Source organism: Nitratireductor sp. ZSWI3, from assembly GCF_024655565.1.
Taxonomy (GTDB): domain Bacteria; phylum Pseudomonadota; class Alphaproteobacteria; order Rhizobiales; family Rhizobiaceae; genus Nitratireductor.
Genome location: NZ_JANKOF010000008.1, coordinates 1 through 17434, shown reverse-complemented (window position 1 = coordinate 17434; position 17434 = coordinate 1). Strand labels below are relative to the sequence as shown.

Genomic DNA, 17434 nt, shown 5'->3' with positions numbered 1-17434 from the left:
CTCAACGGCCGAGGGCTTCGATCTGCGCCAGAAGGGCATCGTCGACGGCGATCCCGTCGCGCATCAGCTCGGCCTTCAGCTGCTGCCGTCGGCGGCCGGGCAGTCGCGCGCCCTGCATGGTGTCGATCTCGCCGGCGAGCACCGCGAAGCGCTGCAGGGCGCCGGGCCCGAAGGCTTCCGGATCCATCGCGACGATGAGCTGCCCCGTGCCGGGTGCGGCGCCCTCTGCGTCGAAGAACGAGGTCGCGTCATAGGCGTAGCTGGCACCGGTGAGGCCGGCGCTGAGCATTTCGACCATCAGGGCGAGCGCCGTGCCCTTCGCATCCCCCATGGGAACCATCGTGCCGGCCAGCGCGCGATCGGGATCGGTGGTCGGGTTTCCGTCGGCATCGAGGGCCCAGCCTTCGGGGATAGGCTGTCCCTGCTGTTGCGCCGCCATGATCTTGCCCCGCGCGACCTTCGAGAGAGAGATGTCGACGACCACCGGATCGGCCCCGTCGAGCGGAGCGGCAAAGGCGATCGGATCGGTGCCGAACACGGCCCGCCGGCCGCCCCATGGCGCCATGGCGGCAGGTGTGTTGGCCATCAGGACGGCGACGAGGCCGCTTTCGGCAAGGCGCTCGACGACGAGCCCCGCCACGCCGCAGTGATGGGAGCGATGAATGCCGGCCATGGCGATGCCCTGGCTGCGCGCCGCGTCGGGAAGCCAGTCGAGCGCGAGATCGATGGCCGGATAGGCGAAACCATGGGCCGCGTCGACCGTCAACGCGCCGGGCCGGTGGGCGTGAGAGCGCGGCCGCGCCATGCCGTCGACCTTGCCCGAGAGAGCCTGCGCACAATAGGAGGGCATCCTGCGCAGTCCATGCCCCGCCTGCCCCGCGAGCTCGGCGCCGACGAGCGCCCTGGCGACGGAGGCTGCGTTTTCCGCCTCGGTGCGGCAGCGCTTGAGCGTCTCGCCGACGAGGATCAGGGCTTCATCGACGGTCAGGCGCCTGCTCATCGGATTCCTCTCAGATGCGTCAGAACCGCTTCCGCCGTCACACCGCTGACGCGAATATTGGACTCTTCCGTGACGCCGGCAATATGCGGCGTGAGAACGAGGTTGGCGATGCCGGCAAACCGGGCGCCGCTCGCGGCGTCGAGCGGCTCCTGCTCGAACACGTCGAGGGCGGCTCCGCCGAGCTTTCCCGATTTCAGGGCGTCGCACAAGGCCGCCTCGTTCACCACGCCGCCGCGTGCGGCGTTGATCAAGACCGCATCCGGCTTCATCCGCGCCAGAGCCGCACCGTCGATCATGTGACGGGTCTCTTCGGTGAGCGGCGTATGGAGGCTGACGACATCGGCGCTGGCGAGCAGCCCGTCGAGCGTCAGATTGTCGACGCCCGCCCAGGCCGGATGATCGGCCGGCAGGAAGGGATCGAAGGCCGCGACGCGCATGCCGAGCGCCGCGGCACGCCGCGCCACCTCGCGGGCGATCGCCCCGAAGCCGACGAGCCCCATCATCCTGCCCGACATCTCGCGGCCGATCAGCGCGCCGCGCGGCCAGCCGCCGGCGGCCACCGTGCCCGTAGCCAGATACGCCCCGCGCAACAGCATCATCGCGGTGGTGATGACGTATTCGGCAACCGGGAGGTCGTTGGCGCCGGTCGCCGGGTAGACGGTGATGCCGCGGGCCTTGCAGGCTTCCAGATCGATATTGTCCAGGCCGACGCCGAGCCGGCCGACACATTCCAGCTTCGCAGCCGCCTCCAGAAGCGCAGCGCGCACCTGGGTCCGGTTGCGGACGATCAACGCCCGCGCCGAGGCGGCACGCATGCGTAACTCCTCCGGCCGATCGACGAGCGCCGGATCGTGGAACGTCGCGAACTCCCGCTCGATCCGGGCGACCGCCGCCTCGTCCATGAACTCGGTGATGATGATGTCGTGCATGATGCCCCGTTGGTTTTGGATCAGAAGAGCAGGCCGCGCGGCAGCGGAATGTTGAGCACGGTGCCCATGAGCAGATGGAAAAAGATCACCATCGCCAGCACCACAGCCAGATAGAGCGCCAGCCGGCGGGGCGAGATGCGCCCGAAAAGCCCGGTGAACATCAGGACGATGCATGCCGCAAGGCTGGTGACGAAAATCCCCACGACCGGGAAGAGAAGCGCCCAGGCGACCATGGTGGCGAGCAGGACCAGGCGGCGGCCCCGGCTTTCGGCCTGCCCATCGGCATCGGCCTCCACGGCGGCGCCGCTGCCTTCTCCCGCCGCGTCCTGCCGAGGGACCATGCGTTCCCGATTGCGAAGCCGGGGCGCCAGCGCGGTGACGATCTGCACCAGGGCGAGCAGCGCGAGGGCCGCTCCCACCGTGCGGGGAAACATCGCCGCCATCGGCGACATGCCGAGGCTCGCCACGAAGACATAGGCGCCGGCGGAGGCGAAGAACAGCGAGCCGAGGATCCCGGCAATGTCTGTGCGGCCGTTCATGACCGGACCTCGCTGCCGGCTTCGCGGGACCTGCGCAACCGGCGCAGGACCGGGAAAGCGAGCGTGACGAGGATAAGCGCCACGATGGCCCAGCTTATCGGCCGGTCGAACAGAAGCTGTCCGCCGAAATTGCCGCGCGCACCGCCGATCATATAGGCCCGCATGAAGCCCTGCTCGGCGATCTGGCCGAGGACCAGGCCAAGCACGATGGGCGAAGGGCCGAAGCCGGCCAGGCCGAGAAGCCAGCCGAGCACGCCCATCGCCACCATCACCACCACGTCATGCGGATTGGAGTGGATGGCGAAGCTGCCGACCACGGTCATGAAGGCGATCAGCGGCACGAGCAGCGCCTTCGGCGTGTTGACGATGAACCGATAGGCATAGCGCCCGATGAACAGGCCGATCGGCAGCATCATCAGCGTGGCGATCAGGAGGCCGAACATGAAGATGTAGGCAATGCCGTTCTGCTGGGTGAAGAGCTCGGGCCCCGTGCGGATGCCCTGCACGAGCAGTGCGCCGAGGATGACGGCATCGGGCGGCGTTCCTGGGATGCCGAGCACCAGCGTCGGGATGAAACCGCCACCGACAGTCGCATTGTTGGCGCTCTCGGTGGCAAGAAGGCCGCCCGGCTCACCCCTGCCGAAGCGCTCCGGGTTGCGGCTCGCCCGGCGTGCCTCCGAATAGGATACCAGCGATGCGATGGAGCCGCCGGCGCCCGGCAGAATGCCGACCAGCGTTCCGATGACGGAGGAGCGCAGAAGATTGACGCCGTTGCCGACGCAAAGGCCGACGGCCTCGAACAGACGGAAGCCGCGCCCCAGCGGCGCCGGCTCCAGATGCCTGTCGGGGCGGGCGACGAGATCGATCAGAACGGGGATGCAGTAGAGGCCTATCAGCGCCGAGACGATGTCGATGCCGCCGAGCAGGGCCGAGGACCCGAAGGTGAAGCGCGTGTCGCCGCCGATGACGGCGACGCCGATCATCGACAGGATCAGGCCGAAGGCGCCGCCGATCAACCCCTTCAGAACGTTGCCGGAAGAAAGGCTGGCGATCAGCGTGAGCCCGAGGATCGCCAGCCAGAAATATTCGCTCGACTGGAAGGCGAGCGCGATGTTGGCGAGCAGCGGCGACAGCGTGATCAGAGAGAGAGCGCCGACGACACCGCCGACCACGCTGGCGAGCGTCGCCAGCGTCATGGCCAGATCGCCATCGCCGCGCTTCGCCATCGGATAGCCGTCGAAGGTGGTGGCGATCGCCGAGGGCGTGCCCGGCGTGTTGACGAGGATCGCCGCATAGGCGCCGCCGTAGATCGCCCCCGTGTAGATGGCGCCGAGCATGATCAGGCCCGAGGCGGGATCCATGGCGAAGGTGAAGGGGACGAGCACCGCGATCGCCATCGTAGCCGAAAGTCCGGGCAGCGCGCCGATGACCGTGCCGAGCACGACACCGATGACGGCCAGAAGCAGGTTGAAGGGGCTGAAGGCCTGGGCCAGGACGAACCCGAAGTCGACGGCCATGGCAAGCTCCTCGAATGCGTCAGGGATCGATCGGTTGGCGCCCGCCCCAGGGGTGGGCACCGACCGGTGAGGCTATTTCAGCGAGCCGAGCTGGCGCGCGATCTCTTCGTAGAGCTTTTTGCGCTCCGCCATGAACGCGTCCATTTCCTCATAGGGAATGTCGAGCATGGCGAAGCCCGCCTGCTCCATCTGCGCGATGAAATCGGGATCGGCGTTGATCTTGCCAATGATGCCCGACAATTCCTTGCGCACCTCTTCCGGCGTCGAGCTCGGAACGGCGATGCCCCGATAGGCGCCGCCCACCATGTCGATGCCCAGTTCCTTGAACGTGGGAACGTCGGGGAAGAGCGGATGCCGCTTGTCCTGTGCGACGGCCAGCATGCGCACCTTGTCGCCCTGGCCGGCGGCGACCGTCGTATAGCCCCAGAGCAGCTCGACCTCCCCGCCGAGCAGCGCCGGAATGGTGGCGCCCGTGCCCGTGTAGGGGATGTAGGTCATCTCGGCGCCGGTCAGATCGGCAAGGCGCTGGTTGGCGAGGTGATTGGCGGTGTTGGTCGCCGTGCCGCCGACCGTCAGGGCGCCCGGCGCCGCCTTGGCCGCGTCGATCACCTGCTGCAGCGTCTCATATTCGCTGTCCGCCCGCACGATCAGCGCGTCCGGCGTGAAATGGAACATGTAGATGTTGACCAGGTCCTCGGTCTTGTAGCCGGGATCCTGCAGCATCGGCTGCATGATGATGTGCGGCAGGTTGGTGCCCATCATCGTGTATCCGTCGCCGGGCTGGTCGTTCAGCACGGACCAGGCCTGCGCGCCGCCGGCGCCCGCCTGATACTGGATGATGAGATCCTGCCCGGTGAGCTTCTTGAAATAGGGCTGCTGCAGACGGGCGGAGATGTCGCTTTCGCCGCCGGCATTGAAAGGGATGATGTAGTTGATGGGCTTGTCGGGAAAGGCCATCGCCGCACCGGTGACTGCGGTAAAGGCGATCATGGCGGCGAAAAGGCCGAGTTTCTTCAGCATTTGCATTCCTCCCTGGTAATGGGTGATGCCTGTCTCCTCAGAACGACACCTGCATGGACCCGGCCTTCACCGGATCCATCTCATGCGCCAGGCCCCGCACCAGGGCGGGGCCTGGAAATCAATATCAGGCGCTTCGGTAAAGCTTGGTCATCACGAACTCGCGATGGCCGAGCGCCTCGGCGGCCGTGTTGCGGCCGTTGGACGTGCGCACGATCATGTCGATCAGCGCATCGCCCGCCTCGTCGATGGTCATCTCCCGGCGCAGGATGCCGGACACGTCGAGGTCGACGTGCTCTCCCATCGTGCGCACCGTGCGCGGGTTTGCCGTGATCTTGATGACCGGCACGATCGGGTTGCCGATGACGTTGCCCTGACCGGTGGGGAAGGTGTGTACCACATAGCCCCCGGCAGCCATCAGAGTCACGCACTCCGCCGCCGCCGACGAGGAGTCCATGAAGTACAGGCCCCTGCCCGACTTCGGCGCCTCGGCCGGCTCGAGAATGTCGATGTAGCGCGACGTGCGGCCGATCTTCTCCAGATTGCCCAGCGCCTTCTCCTCGATGGTGGTCAGGCCGCCCTCGATGTTGCCCTTGGTCGGCTGGCTTTCCGACAGGTCGTCCGTCTGGTGGGCGAAGATGACGTCGTCCTGATAGGCCTTCCACATCCTGTACCAGCGCTCGCCGACCTCGGGATCGATGGCGCGCGCCTTGCAGATATGCTCCGCGCCTGTGATCTCCGACGTCTCGCCGAAGCAGCCGTAAATCCCCTCGGGAAGCAGCTTGTCGTACATGTTGCCCACCGTCGGGCAGGAGCCCAGGCCGGTGGTGGTGTCGCTCTCGCCGCATTTGGTGGACACCCAGAGTTCGGAAATCGAGCACTCCTCGCGCTGCAGCTCGGAGGCGTAATGCACGAACTCCTTGGCCTTGCGGGATGCGTCCATGATGGTCTTCAGGTCGCCGTTCTGCTCGATCGAGAAGCCGGCGACCGGCTTGCCGGTCTCGGCGATGCCGTCGACGATGCGCTTGGTCCAGCCCGGCTCGATGCCGATGACCACGACGGCTGCGACATTGGGATTGGCGCCCGTGCCGATCATGGTGCGGAAATGCAGGTCGAGATCCTCGCCGAACTGCAGGCGGCCATAGGCGTGCGGCAGGGCGAGCGCGCCCTTGATGTTGTTGGCGACCGCCTCGCAGGCGGCATTGGAGATGTCGTCCACGGGCAGGATGACCACGTGGTTGCGGACGCCGACGCGTCCATTGTCGCGGCGGTAGCCCTTGAATGTCAGATTCGCGTATTTCGACGCCATTGATGCTCTCCCCGGCCTACCAGCGCTTGGTCTTGAGATTGTGCACGTGAACGTGGCCGCCCTTCTTCACGTCGGCCACGAACTTGCCGATGTCCTCGCCGTATTTCAGGGCTGTGTCGCCGGCCTTCAGATCCGTCAGCGCCACCTTGTGGCCGATGGGCACATCGTCGTGCACCTGCATTTCGAAGCTCGAATTGTCGTGCGTCACCACGCACAGCATGTTGGTCCCTGCCTTCAGGTTCTCGACGACGACGACGCCGACATTGTCCTTTCTTTCATGGACGAGCAGCTGGGGGATGGTCACGGATGTCCTCCTCTTGAGCGGTGGGCGCGGCGAATTTCCTCGCCCCAAGTCTTATATAAGATATAAGATACAAGAGAGTGGATTTGTCAACAGGCGTGCGCTAGAGCGGGATGAGGAAAAGTGTGAAGCGGTTTTCCGCCCGCATCGCGATCGAAGGATTCTGCGGTTGCGCGCAACGGAAAGGCGGCCGGAACGGTGACGGACGAGAACAAGGTCATGGAATACAAGCCACTTTACGCGCATATCCGCGACGAACTGGTTCGTCATCTGGTCGATGGAAGCTGGGCGCCGGGCATGCTCATTCCCAGCGAGATGGAGCTTGCGCGGCGGATGAAGGTCAGCCAGGGAACCGTGCGCAAGGCGCTCGACACCATGACGGCGGACAATCTTCTGGTGCGCAAGCAGGGCAAGGGAACCTTCGTCGCCGAGCCGGAGGATTCGCGCATCCTCTTCCAGTTCTTCCGGCTGGTGCCGGACGACGGACCGTCGGTGTTCCCGCAATCGACCGTGATCGACAGCGAGACGGGAGCGGCGAGCGCCGAAGAAGCCTCCGCTCTGGAACTGACGGCGGGAGACCCGGTCAGGCGCATCCTGCGCATCCGCCGGCTGGCAGAGCGGTGCGTGCTGTCGGAAACGCTATGCCTGCCGGCAGGACGTTTTTGCGATTTTCCCGCTCACGACCAGATCCCCAACAACATCTACCAGCTCTTTTCGACCCGCTGGGGCATCACCATCGCCCAGGCCGAGGAACGGCTGAAAGCGATCCCCGCCGGAGAAGAGGACGCGCGGCTCTTGTCCTGCCCCGTCGGCACACCGCTGCTGCGCATCCACCGGATCGCGCGCGACCTGGAGGGCAAGGCCGTGGAACTGCGCGTGTCGCATTGCCTGACGGAGAGCATCCACTACGCAGTGAATCTGCGCTGATCGCTCCGGCCCGTCGGAAAACCGCCCCGCGCCGGCCGGACGCGGGGCGGCGCTCTTTGTCAGATCGCTCCGGTCGCCATCTCCTGCGCGATGTAGTCGGCCTGGCGGATCGCCAGCGAGACGATCGTCAGGGTCGGGTTTTCCGCGCCGCCCGTGGTGAACTGGCTGCCGTCCGACACGAACAGGTTCTTGATGTCATGCGTCTGGCCGTGCTTGTTGACGACGCCGTCCGACGCCTTCTCGCTCATCCGGTTGGTGCCCAGATTGTGCGTCGACGGATAGGGCGGCGTCGGGAAGGTGCGGATCGCCCCGACGGCCTCGTAAAGGGCCCTGCCCTGCGCATAGGCGTGGTTGCGCATGGCGGCGTCGTTCGGATGGTCGTCGAAGTGGACGTCCGGGATGGGCAGGCCGTGCTCGTCCTTCATCTCGGCATGAAGCGTGATGCGGTTCTGCTCCTGCGGCATGTCTTCGCCGACGATCCACAGTCCCGCCATGCTGGCATAATTGTCGAGCGCCGAGGTGAAGGAGCGCCCCCAGCCGCCCGGATCGAGGAAGGCCGCCATGAAGGGCAGGCCCAGCGACAGGGTCTCGAGCTCATAGCCGCCGACGAAGCCGCGCGAGGGATCGTGCCGCGCCTCGTCGCGGATGATGCCGGCCATGGTGGTGCCGCGATACATGTGCACCGGCTTGTCGAACACCGCATAGACCGAGCCGGTCGTGTGGCGCATGTAGTTGCGCCCCACCTGGCCCGACGAATTGGCAAGCCCGTCCGGGAACATGGCCGATGCCGAGTTGAGGAGCAGGCGCGGGCTTTCGATGGAGTTGCAGGCCACGCAGACGAGCCGCGCCTTTTGCAAATGCCGGTTGCCGTCCTTGTCGGCGTAGAGCACGCCCGTCACCTTGCCGCTGGCGTCATGCTCGATCTTCAGCGCCATGGATTGCGGCCGCACCTCCAGCTTGCCGGTTGCCTCGCCCTTGGGGATTTCCGTGTAGAGCGTCGACCATTTGGCGCCCCATTTGCAGCCCTGGAAGCAGAAGCCGGTCTGCTGGCAAGCCATCCGATCGTCGCGGAAATCCGAATTGATGGCCATGTTGCCGGTGTGGCACTCCTTGTAGCCGAGCTTGTCGGCACCGGCCTTCAGCACCTTGAAATTGTTGTTGCCCGGCAGGCCCGCAATGCCGTTGGTGCGGGTGACGCCCATCTTGTCCTCGGCCTTCGCATAATAGGGCTCGAGCTCGGCCAGCGTGAGCGGCCAATCGAGAAGATTGGCCCCGTCCACCTTGCCGTAGTGACTGAGCGTGCGGAACTCGTGCTCCTGGAAGCGCAGCGAGGCGCCCGCCCAATGGGTGGTCGTGCCACCCACCGCCTTGACGATCCAGGCCGGCAGGTTCGGGAAATCCCGCGCCACCCGCCAGTCGCCCGACGTGGTGCGCTTGTCGCCCCAGGCGAGCTGGCCGAAACTCTCCCATTCGTCGTTGATGAAATCCTCGTACTCGATGCGCGCGCCGGCCTCGAGGATCACCACGTCGACGCCCTTCTGCGCCAGCTCGTTGCCCAGCGTCCCGCCGCCCGCGCCGGAACCGATGATGACGACGACGCCGTCGTCGTTAAGGTCGTAAGGTGCAGCCATAATATCCTCCCGGTTCGCTCACAGCCACTCGATGTCGTCGAAGCCGCGATTGATGTAGCCGCCCTTCGAGTAGGATTCGCCCTCGTAGCCGAACAGCGGCCAGAGCTCCTTCTGGTTATAGAGGCCGGTGACGAGGCCGCCGCGCACCGTCTGGAAGAAGGATGTCGTCTCCACCTGCCGCAGGATGTCGACCCGCTCGTCTTCCCAGCCAAGACCGCGATAGCCGCCCGCGCCGGCGCGCCGGTCGAGATCGGCCACGCCCGCCTCGATCATCTCCTTGAAGGCAGCCTCCTTGCCGGCCCGCTCGTCGTAGGACTTGACGGCGATGGCATAGAAGCGGTCTTCGATATGATCGTGTGGGTAGATGTCGCGCGCCATCTGGATGAGCGTCGCGACGGCTTCCGGCGCGAGCCCGCTGGTTTCGAGCCCCCAGGCGAATTGCGGGCTGATGACGGCGCTGCCGCTGATCACCAGCATGGCCCCGATGCCCACCTTGCCGCCGCGCCTCAGGACGTCGCGGCGCGACAGGCCGCGCCGCTTGCCTTCGTAAACTGTGGTCATTCTTTCCTCCCTTGCTCGCTGAGGCGTCTTGCGACGCCCGTTGCTGGCTGCCCGCGTCCTCCTCCTCCGGGCAGGACGCGGACAGATCCCTCTCCCGCTACCGGTAGCGGCCGTGTTTTTGCAGAACCTCGATCTTGTAGCCGTCGGGATCGGCGACGAAGAAGAACCGGGCAAGCAACACACCCTCGCGCTCGAAGGCGACGATGTCGCGCGGCTGAAACCCGGCCTCCCGGAAGCGGGCGTGCTCGGCTTCGAGATCGTCCACGGCGACCGCCAGATGGCCGTAGCCGTCGCCGAGCTCGTAGGGCTCCGTGCGGCCCTTGTTGATCGTCAGCTCGACCTCGAAATCGGCTTCGGCATTGCGCAGATAGACGAGCGTGAAGCTGTCGAAGTCGAAGCGATCCGCGACCTTCAGGCCGAACGCCCGCTCATAGAAGGAAACCGACCTCTCCTCGTCCAGAACGCGGATCATGGTGTGAATGCACTTGGCCAAAACGCCTCCGTATGGTTTCCGACCGGTGCCGCCCTATGGCCCGGCGCCGGCTTGCCGTTCTCGATGATGTCGGTGATTATGACCGCTGATGCGGACTTGTGGTGGCAACGGGCTACCACGCATCGAAGCGAACGGGCCTGACGCTGCGCAGGGCCACAGTGTCGCCTGCGGTGTCCGTCCGGCAGAGGAGGTCGAAAGATGTGCAAGGTGTTCGCCGAACAGGATCCACAGGGCTACAAGCAGATCAACCGCTCGGTGCGGATCGGCGGCCACTCCACCAGCATTCAGCTCGAGGCCGCCTTCTGGGAGCTTCTGGACGAGATCGCCGCCTCGCAGAACATGACCACGCCGCGCTTCATCTCGACGCTTTACGACGAGGCGCTCGAGGCGAACGGCGTGATCCCCAACTTCGCCTCCATGCTGCGCACGACCTGTGCGCTCTATCTGCGCGGCCATCAGCCCGAGCCCGATGCCGCGGATGCGGCGGCGCGGACGGCCTCGCTGCCGCCCGTCGGCCTGCAGGCCGCTTCGGCCTGACGCCTGCACGGCCCGCCGGGGAAGACACATGCCGTCCCGGACGATATGGATTCTCCCTTGTCTGAAGGATCGATTCGGGAAGGAGGGCAGGTGACCGACAGCGCGCCGGCAAAACCGCGCACACCGCGTGGCGTCCAATCCATCGAGACGGGCGGGGCCATTCTCATGGCGCTGGCACGCGCCGGCGGGCCGCTGAAACTGCGCGACCTCGCCGAGACGCTCGGCATGGCGGCGGCGCAGCTCCACCCCTATCTGGTCAGCTTCCGCAACATCAACATGGTCGAGCAGACGGAGACCGGCCAGTACCAGCTCGGCCCCTTCGCGCTGCATCTTGGCCTGACGCGCCTGCGCAACCAGAACGCCTATCGCGAAACCATCCGCCGCGTGCCCGAGCTCGCCGAGGATCTGGGCCTGATGGTGACCATCAGCGTCTGGGGCCTGCACGGGCCGACCATCGTCTACCTGCAGGAATCGGAGGCCCGCATCCATTCCAACGTCGCGGTCGGCGGCACCTTCATGGTGACGATGACGGCCACCGGCAAGGCCTTCGCCGCCTTCCTGCCGGGCAAGATGACGGAGCCGCTGATCCGCACCGAGCTCGAAGGCAAGGAACCCTCGCTCTATGCCATTCCCGGCGTCAGCGAGGAGACGTTCCGCCGCGAGGTCTCGGCGGTGGCGCGCCAGGGCTATTCCGTCACGCGGGACGCCCCCATTCCCGGCGTCAGCGCCATCGCCGCCCCGGTCTTCGACCATACGGGAACGGTGCAGCTCGTCGTCACCGTGATCGGCCCGACCAACTTCATCGACCTGTCCGAGCGGGGCCCGTGCCTGACGCGACTGATGGGCTTCACCGAGGCGCTGTCACGCGATCTCGGCCATATCGAAGGCGCCTGACGGCTTCACCGGCAGCGGCGCTCTCACGAATTGGCGCCGGACATGTGGCGCGCGGCGATGTAGCCGAAGGTGATCGCCGGCCCGAGCGTGATGCCGCCGCCGGGATAATTGCCGCCCATGATGGAAGCGGCATCGTTGCCGGCGGCATAAAGCCCCTGAATGGGCTTGCCGGCCTCGTCGAGAACGCGGGCGTTCTCGTCGCATTTGAGACCCGCGAAGGTGCCGAGGTCGCCGACCACCAGCTTGACCGCATAGAACGGGCCGTGTTCGACCGGCGCGACGCAGGGGTTCGGCTTGTGCTCGGGATCGCCGAGCGAGCGGTTGTAGGCAGTCGAACCCTTGTGGAACTCCGGATCCTCGCCCCGGCGCGCATGCTCGTTGAAGCGGGTCACGGTGCGTTCGAGCGCGTCGGGATCGGCGCCGATCCGGTCGGCGAGCTCGGCGAGCGTCGCTCCCTCCAGCAGATAGCCGGAGCGGATGTGCTGCCGGAACGGCACCGGCGCCGGCTTGACGTAGCCGAGCCCGTATTTGCGCAGCGTCCTGTGGTCGGCGATGAAGAAGGCACAGATCTCCTCGCCTTTCTCGCGGCAAGCCTTGACCATCGCCTGGCAGAAGTCGTGATAGGAGTTCGCCTCGTTGACGAAGCGCTTGCCCGAGCGGGTGACGGCGATGACGCCGGGCTTCGACCGGTCGACGAAATGCGGGAAGACGCCGAGCGTGCCGTCGCGGCGCGGCGGGCGCGATACCGGCACCCAGGCGGCGCTGTTGGGCAGCGTGTCGTCGACGCCGGCGCCCACCGCCTCGCCGAGGCGCAGGCCGTCACCGGTGTTGCCGGGCGGCGCCGGCGAGACATGCTCATAACCGGCCGGCGCGTGCGGGAAGAGCGCCTTGCGCCGCACCGGATCCTGGGGGAAGCCGCCGGCGGCGAGCACGACGCCCTTGTTGGCGGTGATCTGGACGGCGCCCTCCGCGGTGTCGACGATGGCGCCGGTGACCCGGCCGCGCGCATCGCGCAGCAACTCGCGGACGGGGGCGCTGGTCCAGATCGGCACGTTCTTGTCGAAGCAGGATCGCGCGAGACGGGCCACCAGCGCGTTGCCGTTCATCAGCCGCATCGGTCGGCCGTGAAAGGCCATGTCGCGCAGGAACTTGAGGAACAGCTTGCCGACATAGAAGGCCGAGATCGGCGAACGGGTGACGTTGAAGAAGTGCAGCAGCTCCTTGCCGGAGCCGATCATCATGCCGAGGAAGGTGATCTCCGACAGCGGCGGGCGCAGGCGGCGGATCTCGTCCTTCAGCTCGCGCCCGTCGAAGGGGCGGGCAACGATGGAGCGGCCGCCCGGCATGCCGCCCGGCGCGTCGGGATGATAATCGGCAAAGGTCGGACCGAGGTCGAACTGCAGCGCCGTGTTCTTCTCGAAGAACTCGACGGCCTTCGGCCCGGCCTCGAGAAAGGCATCGACGCGTGCGGCGTCGAAATGCGCGCCCGCCTCGTGCTGCAGATAGAGGCGGGCCTTTTCCGGGCTGTCCTCGACGCCGGCGCGGCGCGCCGGACCGTTGCAGGGGATCCACATCCAGCCGCCGGAACGCGCCGACGTGCCACCGAAGACAGGCTCCTTCTCGACCACCAGAACATCGAGGCCACGGTGCGCGGCCGCCACGGCGCTCGACAGGCCGCCGGCGCCCGAACCGACAACCAAAACGTCGCAAACATGCTTCTTCATTTCGGAAAATCCTAAAAAATCGTCATGAAAGATCAGGCGGCCAGATAGCCGCCGTCGACCGGCAGGATGGCGCCGGTGACGTAGCTCGACATGCCCGAGACGAGGAAAAGAACCGGGCCGACCAGCTCCTCCGGCCGGCCGGTTCGGCCCAGCGGCGTGTGCGCCATGAAGCGGCTGATGGCCGCCTCGTTGCCGCGCGTCGCTTCGGTCATCGGTGTGTCGATGACGCCTGGCGCGATCGCGTTGACGCGGATGCCGCGTGGAGCAAGCTCATGCGCCAGCGCCTTGGTGAACTGGGCCACCGCCCCCTTGCTGGCGACATAGGCGGGAATGCCGGGGCCGGCGACATGCGACATGATGGAGGCGAGGTTGACGATGCGCCCGCCCGTCTTCTCGAGCTGCGGTACGAAGGCCCGCACCATGTTCTTCGTGCCATGGACGTTGACCTGGAAGGTGGCGTCCCAATGGCTGTCGAAATCCGGATCGTCGAGGCCGTGGCGGCGAATGATGCCGGCATTGTTGACGAGGATGGCGGCGTCGCCCAGCTCCAGCCGAACCCTGGCCGCGAAGTTTCGGCAGGCCGCGGGATCGGCAACGTCGACCATCGCAGCCAGCGCCCTGCCGCCTTCTGCCTGGATCGTCGCCGCCGTTTCCCCGGCCTTCTCGCCGTTAACGTCGCACAGCGCCACGAGGGCGCCCGCCCGTGCCAGACCGAGCGCGAGGGCGCGGCCGTTGCCCTGCCCGGCGCCGGTCACCACGGCGACACATCCTTCGATGTCGATCATCCTCCGCTCCAAAAAATTAGGTTATTGCTAATTCGTTTGATTATAATTAATGTTCGCGATGAGCAAGCGGGCAATCGATATTTCTGCCAGGCTTGCACGGGCTGGCGCGGCAGCGCGTCGGGAGGAAGAATTGCGCCCGTTGACGGGCACATCAGGGAGGATCTCATGAAGAAACGGCTCGTTGCCGCAGCCCTTGCGGCGACCATGCTTTCCAGCGCTCCGGCTTTGGCCGAGAGCTTCGACCTGCAGAGCGTCTTCGGCCTGCAGGTGCCGTCGATCGGGCCGAGCCCCTCCAAATGGGCCGAGCGCGTCAAGCTGATGACCGGTGGCAAGGTCGAGATCAATGTCCATGGCGCAGGCGACTTCGTGCCGCCCTTCGAGGTGTTCGGCGCCGTCTCCTCGGGCGCCATCCCGATGGGCTTCGACTGGATCGGCTATTGGGCCGAGACCATTCCCGTCGCCAATCTGATCGGCTCCATGCCGTTCGGCCCAAGCCCCGACGTGGCCCTCGCCTGGATGTTCGAGGGCGGCGGCCTGGAGATCATCCAGAAGGCCTACGACCCGCACGGCGTGAAGGTGATTCCCTGCCACCTGGTGGTGCCGGAGGCCGGCGGCTGGTTCAACAAGGAGATCAACACGGTCGAGGATTTCAAGGGCCTCAACATGCGCATCGCCGGCCTCGGCGGCAAAGCGCTGGCCAAGCTCGGCGCCAACACGCAGCTCGTGCCGGCCGGCGAGATCTTCGTCTCGCTGGAGACGGGCCGCATCGACGCGACCGAGTTCTCCGCCCCGCAGCTCGACCTCGGTTTCGGCTTCCAGAAGGTGGTGAAGAACTACTACTTCCCCGGCTGGCATCAGCCCTCGAGCTGGGACTCCATCATCATCAACATGGATGTGTGGAACGGCTTCGACGAGGCCACACAGACCATCATGGTCGAGGCCTGCAAGGCCAACATCGCCTACAATCTCGGCGACCAGCTCAACGCCCAGGCCGAGGCCATCGCGACGATCCGCGAGGCGGGCGTGACCGTGCGCCGCTTCCCCGACGAGGTGCTGATGGCGATCCGCGAGCAGGCCGACGCCGTGCTCACGGAAGAGGCCGAGAAGGACCCGATCTTCAAGGAAGCCTATGAATCACTGACCGCCTACATGGACCGCGTCGGCGAATGGGAGCGCCTGCAGGCCATCCCGCACGAGTAGCAGCGATACCCCCAGGGGCTCGGGGGTTTACGCGGCGCGTCCCGGCCGATAAGGCCGGGGCGCGCTTTCGCCCTTTGACAAACGGTGCGGAAGACCATCCATGAAAGTGCGCTCATGACCCGTTTCCTCGATCGGCTGCAATCCTTGTGCACATGGCCCGGGCGGATCGTCGGCTGGCTGATCGTGCCGCTCATCCTCAGCGTCTGCCTGACGGTGCTGGCGGCGCAGCTGGGCATCAACCGGCTCGCCGGATGGGAAACCGCGGTGCCGCTGTTCGGCAAGGCGCTCACCGTCAACACCCTGCTCGACCTGCAGTGGCACATCTTCGCCCTGATCGTCCTGTTCGGCGGCGTCTACGCCTTCCGCGACAACAGCCATGTCGCCGTCGACGTCTTTTCCTCCGGCCTGCCGGAGCGGGCGCGGCTCGTCATCCGCATCTTCGGCGATCTCGTCTTCCTCCTGCCCTTCTGCGCGATCATCGCCTGGTACGGCTACGGGTTTGCGCAAAAAGCCCTCACCTCGGGCGAGGCCTCGACCTATGGCGGCATGATCGACCGCTGGGTCATCAAGGCGGCGATCCCCGCGGCCTTCTCCCTTCTCGGGCTCTGCGCCCTCCTGCGCGCCGTCGCGACGGCGCTCCGTCTCGCAAGCCCCACTTCCAAGACCGACGGCACATCTCGATGACCGACTATTTCTGGCCCATCCTGATGCTGGTCGGCCTGATGGCCGGCATCTTCACCGGCTATCCCGTGGCCTTCGTGCTGGCCGGCATCGGCCTGATCTTCGCCTTTTTCGCCGATGTGCCGATGCTGTTCCTGTCGCTCGGCGTCTCGCGCATCTATTCGGGCATTCTCACCAACTGGCTCCTGATCGCCATCCCGCTCTTCGTCTTCATGGGCCTGATGCTGGAGCGCTCGGGCGTCGCCCAGCGCCTGCTGCGCTCGCTCGCCTCCGTCTTCCGCGGGCTGCCGGGCGGCTATGCCTTCGCCGTCGCCATCATCGGCGTGGTGATGGCCGCCTCGACCGGCATCATCGGCGCCTCGGTGGTGCTGATGGGCATGATGGCGCTGCCCACCATGCTGAAGAACGGCTACGACGCAAAGATCTCCACCGGCCTGATCGCCTCCAGCGGCACGCTCGGCATCCTCATTCCGCCGAGCGTGATGCTGATCGTGCTCGGCGACCAGATGCGCGTTTCGGTCGGCGACCTGTTCATGGGCGCGGTCGGCCCCGGCCTGCTGCTCGGCGGGCTGTACCTTGCCTATCTGATCGTCATCGCCGTGGTCCAGCCGCACCGGATGCCGGCGGCCAGGCTCGAGAACGGCAGCGCCCCCTCATGGCACGTCGTTCTGGAGCTGACCCGCGATCTCCTGGCGCCGGTGGCGCTGATCGCGGCCGTGCTCGGCACCATCGTCACCGGCATCGCCACGCCGACGGAATCGGCGGCGATCGGCGCCGCCGGCGCCACGCTGCTGGCGCTGATGTCCGGCAATCTCAACCTCCCGGTCCTGGCCGACGCGCTGCGCGACGCCACCAAGACGACCGCCATGATCATCTTCGTGATGATCGGCGCGACCATCTTCAGCGTCATCTTCCGCAAGCTCGGCGGCGACCAGATGATCGTCGACGCCTTCGCGCTGCATGGCGACAATCCCCATGCCGTGCTGTTGACCATCATGCTCCTGGTGTTCGTGCTCGGCTTCTTCCTCGAATGGGTCGAGATCACGCTCGTGGTGGTGCCGATCGTCGCCCCCATCGTCGCCGGCCTGGATTTCGGCCTGTCCTCGGAGCAGACCCTGATCTGGTTCGCCATCGCGCTGTCGGTCAACCTGCAGACGTCGTTCCTGACGCCGCCCTTCGGCTACGCGCTGTTCTATCTGCGCGGCATCGCACCGGAAGGCGTGTCGATCTCGACCATCTATCGCGGCATCATCCCCTTCGTCGTCCTGCAGCTTGCCGCGCTGACCATGGTCATCCTGTGGCCGCAGATCACGCTGTGGCTGCCGGCCTATCTGGCAAAGTGACGCTAGTGGTGCGATCCCAACAGATGGTACCCATCTGTTGGGATCG

General features: G+C 66.2%; 18 protein-coding genes. 6 read left to right on the top strand and 12 right to left on the bottom strand.

The genetic code is table 11. The features are described from left to right. Position 1: 1 nt before the first annotated feature. The 7 genes from NUU27_RS04665 to NUU27_RS04635 all read right to left on the bottom strand — a co-directional run bounded on the left by NUU27_RS04665 (position 2) and on the right by NUU27_RS04635 (position 6615). On the bottom strand, positions 2 to 1000 hold the full coding sequence (locus tag NUU27_RS04665; protein ID WP_257760903.1) for an Ldh family oxidoreductase: 999 nt from the start codon (positions 998 to 1000) through the stop codon (positions 2 to 4). Next, a complete protein-coding gene (locus NUU27_RS04660; protein ID WP_257760902.1) occupies positions 997 to 1929 on the bottom strand; it encodes a hydroxyacid dehydrogenase in 933 nt (310 codons plus the stop codon). Before NUU27_RS04660 ends, NUU27_RS04665 begins: the two co-directional genes overlap by 4 nt. Before the next feature lie 20 nt (positions 1930 to 1949). After that, positions 1950 to 2468: a tripartite tricarboxylate transporter TctB family protein gene (locus NUU27_RS04655; RefSeq protein ID WP_257760901.1), complete on the bottom strand. Its 519-nt coding sequence runs from the start codon at positions 2466 to 2468 to the stop codon at positions 1950 to 1952. Beyond that, the gene (locus NUU27_RS04650; protein ID WP_257760900.1) at positions 2465 to 3985 is read right to left on the bottom strand and encodes a tripartite tricarboxylate transporter permease; all 1521 of its coding nucleotides are present in this window, start codon (positions 3983 to 3985) and stop codon (positions 2465 to 2467) included. Before NUU27_RS04650 ends, NUU27_RS04655 begins: the two co-directional genes overlap by 4 nt. Positions 3986 to 4057: 72 nt before the next feature. Continuing rightward, the gene (locus tag NUU27_RS04645) at positions 4058 to 5005 is read right to left on the bottom strand and encodes a tripartite tricarboxylate transporter substrate binding protein (RefSeq protein WP_257760899.1); all 948 of its coding nucleotides are present in this window, start codon (positions 5003 to 5005) and stop codon (positions 4058 to 4060) included. A gap of 124 nt (positions 5006 to 5129) precedes the next feature. Further along, on the bottom strand, positions 5130 to 6311 hold the full coding sequence (locus NUU27_RS04640; protein ID WP_257760898.1) for a UxaA family hydrolase: 1182 nt from the start codon (positions 6309 to 6311) through the stop codon (positions 5130 to 5132). A gap of 16 nt (positions 6312 to 6327) precedes the next feature. Then, entirely contained in the window at positions 6328 to 6615 is a 288-nt protein-coding gene (locus NUU27_RS04635) for a UxaA family hydrolase (RefSeq protein ID WP_257760897.1), read from the bottom strand. Positions 6616 to 6831: 216 nt separating this feature from the next. Here NUU27_RS04635 and NUU27_RS04630 point away from each other — a divergent pair, with 216 nt between their 5' ends. Beyond that, on the top strand, positions 6832 to 7539 hold the full coding sequence (locus NUU27_RS04630) for a GntR family transcriptional regulator (protein ID WP_257760896.1): 708 nt from the start codon (positions 6832 to 6834) through the stop codon (positions 7537 to 7539). A 59-nt stretch (positions 7540 to 7598) separates the two neighbouring features. Here the strand turns inward: NUU27_RS04630 and NUU27_RS04625 are convergent, their stop codons facing one another. The 3 genes from NUU27_RS04625 to NUU27_RS04615 form a co-directional block, all read right to left on the bottom strand. Beyond that, positions 7599 to 9170, bottom strand: a complete 1572-nt coding sequence (locus NUU27_RS04625; RefSeq protein WP_257760895.1) for a GMC family oxidoreductase — start codon at positions 9168 to 9170, stop codon at positions 7599 to 7601. An 18-nt stretch (positions 9171 to 9188) separates the two neighbouring features. Further along, the gene (locus NUU27_RS04620; RefSeq protein WP_257760894.1) at positions 9189 to 9731 is read right to left on the bottom strand and encodes a gluconate 2-dehydrogenase subunit 3 family protein; all 543 of its coding nucleotides are present in this window, start codon (positions 9729 to 9731) and stop codon (positions 9189 to 9191) included. A 97-nt stretch (positions 9732 to 9828) separates the two neighbouring features. Beyond that, entirely contained in the window at positions 9829 to 10224 is a 396-nt protein-coding gene (locus tag NUU27_RS04615) for a VOC family protein (protein WP_257760893.1), read from the bottom strand. Positions 10225 to 10422: 198 nt separating this feature from the next. On the opposite strand from NUU27_RS04615, the gene NUU27_RS04610 reads away from it, so the two are divergent. Further along, on the top strand, positions 10423 to 10761 hold the full coding sequence (locus NUU27_RS04610) for a ribbon-helix-helix domain-containing protein (protein WP_257760892.1): 339 nt from the start codon (positions 10423 to 10425) through the stop codon (positions 10759 to 10761). A 90-nt stretch (positions 10762 to 10851) separates the two neighbouring features. Further along, positions 10852 to 11655, top strand: a complete 804-nt coding sequence (locus tag NUU27_RS04605) for an IclR family transcriptional regulator (RefSeq protein ID WP_257760891.1) — start codon at positions 10852 to 10854, stop codon at positions 11653 to 11655. Between the two features lie 23 nt (positions 11656 to 11678). On the opposite strand, the gene NUU27_RS04600 is transcribed toward NUU27_RS04605, so the two are convergent. Both NUU27_RS04600 and NUU27_RS04595 read right to left on the bottom strand, forming a co-directional pair. Beyond that, positions 11679 to 13379: an FAD-dependent oxidoreductase gene (locus NUU27_RS04600; protein ID WP_257760890.1), complete on the bottom strand. Its 1701-nt coding sequence runs from the start codon at positions 13377 to 13379 to the stop codon at positions 11679 to 11681. A gap of 32 nt (positions 13380 to 13411) precedes the next feature. Next, positions 13412 to 14164, bottom strand: a complete 753-nt coding sequence (locus NUU27_RS04595) for an SDR family NAD(P)-dependent oxidoreductase (protein ID WP_257760889.1) — start codon at positions 14162 to 14164, stop codon at positions 13412 to 13414. 165 nt (positions 14165 to 14329) lie between these two features. Between NUU27_RS04595 and NUU27_RS04590 the strand changes: the two genes are divergently transcribed. The 3 genes from NUU27_RS04590 (at position 14330) to NUU27_RS04580 (ending at position 17388) form a co-directional block, all read left to right on the top strand. Next, complete coding sequence (locus NUU27_RS04590) at positions 14330 to 15364, top strand: TRAP transporter substrate-binding protein (RefSeq protein WP_257760888.1); 1035 nt, start codon at positions 14330 to 14332, stop codon at positions 15362 to 15364. Positions 15365 to 15478: 114 nt separating this feature from the next. Continuing rightward, positions 15479 to 16048, top strand: a complete 570-nt coding sequence (locus tag NUU27_RS04585; protein ID WP_257760887.1) for a TRAP transporter small permease subunit — start codon at positions 15479 to 15481, stop codon at positions 16046 to 16048. Next, positions 16045 to 17388 (top strand): TRAP transporter large permease subunit, encoded by a 1344-nt coding sequence (locus NUU27_RS04580; protein WP_257760886.1) that lies wholly within the window; start codon positions 16045 to 16047, stop codon positions 17386 to 17388. Before NUU27_RS04585 ends, NUU27_RS04580 begins: the two co-directional genes overlap by 4 nt. Positions 17389 to 17434: the final 46 nt, after the last annotated feature.

What these genes read in the sequence shown, in the direction of transcription:
- NUU27_RS04625 (WP_257760895.1), bottom strand. Translation starts at nt 9,170, where the DNA reads ATGGCTGCACCTTACGACCTTAACGACGACGGCGTCGTCGTCATCATC.
- NUU27_RS04620 (WP_257760894.1), bottom strand. Translation starts at nt 9,731, where the DNA reads ATGACCACAGTTTACGAAGGCAAGCGGCGCGGCCTGTCGCGCCGCGAC.
- NUU27_RS04610 (WP_257760892.1), top strand. Translation starts at nt 10,423, where the DNA reads ATGTGCAAGGTGTTCGCCGAACAGGATCCACAGGGCTACAAGCAGATC.
- NUU27_RS04590 (WP_257760888.1), top strand. Translation starts at nt 14,330, where the DNA reads ATGAAGAAACGGCTCGTTGCCGCAGCCCTTGCGGCGACCATGCTTTCC.
- NUU27_RS04655 (WP_257760901.1), bottom strand. Translation starts at nt 2,468, where the DNA reads ATGAACGGCCGCACAGACATTGCCGGGATCCTCGGCTCGCTGTTCTTC.
- NUU27_RS04595 (WP_257760889.1), bottom strand. Translation starts at nt 14,164, where the DNA reads ATGATCGACATCGAAGGATGTGTCGCCGTGGTGACCGGCGCCGGGCAG.
- NUU27_RS04640 (WP_257760898.1), bottom strand. Translation starts at nt 6,311, where the DNA reads ATGGCGTCGAAATACGCGAATCTGACATTCAAGGGCTACCGCCGCGAC.
- NUU27_RS04630 (WP_257760896.1), top strand. Translation starts at nt 6,832, where the DNA reads ATGGAATACAAGCCACTTTACGCGCATATCCGCGACGAACTGGTTCGT.
- NUU27_RS04665 (WP_257760903.1), bottom strand. Translation starts at nt 1,000, where the DNA reads ATGAGCAGGCGCCTGACCGTCGATGAAGCCCTGATCCTCGTCGGCGAG.
- NUU27_RS04600 (WP_257760890.1), bottom strand. Translation starts at nt 13,379, where the DNA reads ATGAAGAAGCATGTTTGCGACGTTTTGGTTGTCGGTTCGGGCGCCGGC.
- NUU27_RS04645 (WP_257760899.1), bottom strand. Translation starts at nt 5,005, where the DNA reads ATGCTGAAGAAACTCGGCCTTTTCGCCGCCATGATCGCCTTTACCGCA.
- NUU27_RS04650 (WP_257760900.1), bottom strand. Translation starts at nt 3,985, where the DNA reads ATGGCCGTCGACTTCGGGTTCGTCCTGGCCCAGGCCTTCAGCCCCTTC.
- NUU27_RS04585 (WP_257760887.1), top strand. Translation starts at nt 15,479, where the DNA reads ATGACCCGTTTCCTCGATCGGCTGCAATCCTTGTGCACATGGCCCGGG.
- NUU27_RS04660 (WP_257760902.1), bottom strand. Translation starts at nt 1,929, where the DNA reads ATGCACGACATCATCATCACCGAGTTCATGGACGAGGCGGCGGTCGCC.
- NUU27_RS04580 (WP_257760886.1), top strand. Translation starts at nt 16,045, where the DNA reads ATGACCGACTATTTCTGGCCCATCCTGATGCTGGTCGGCCTGATGGCC.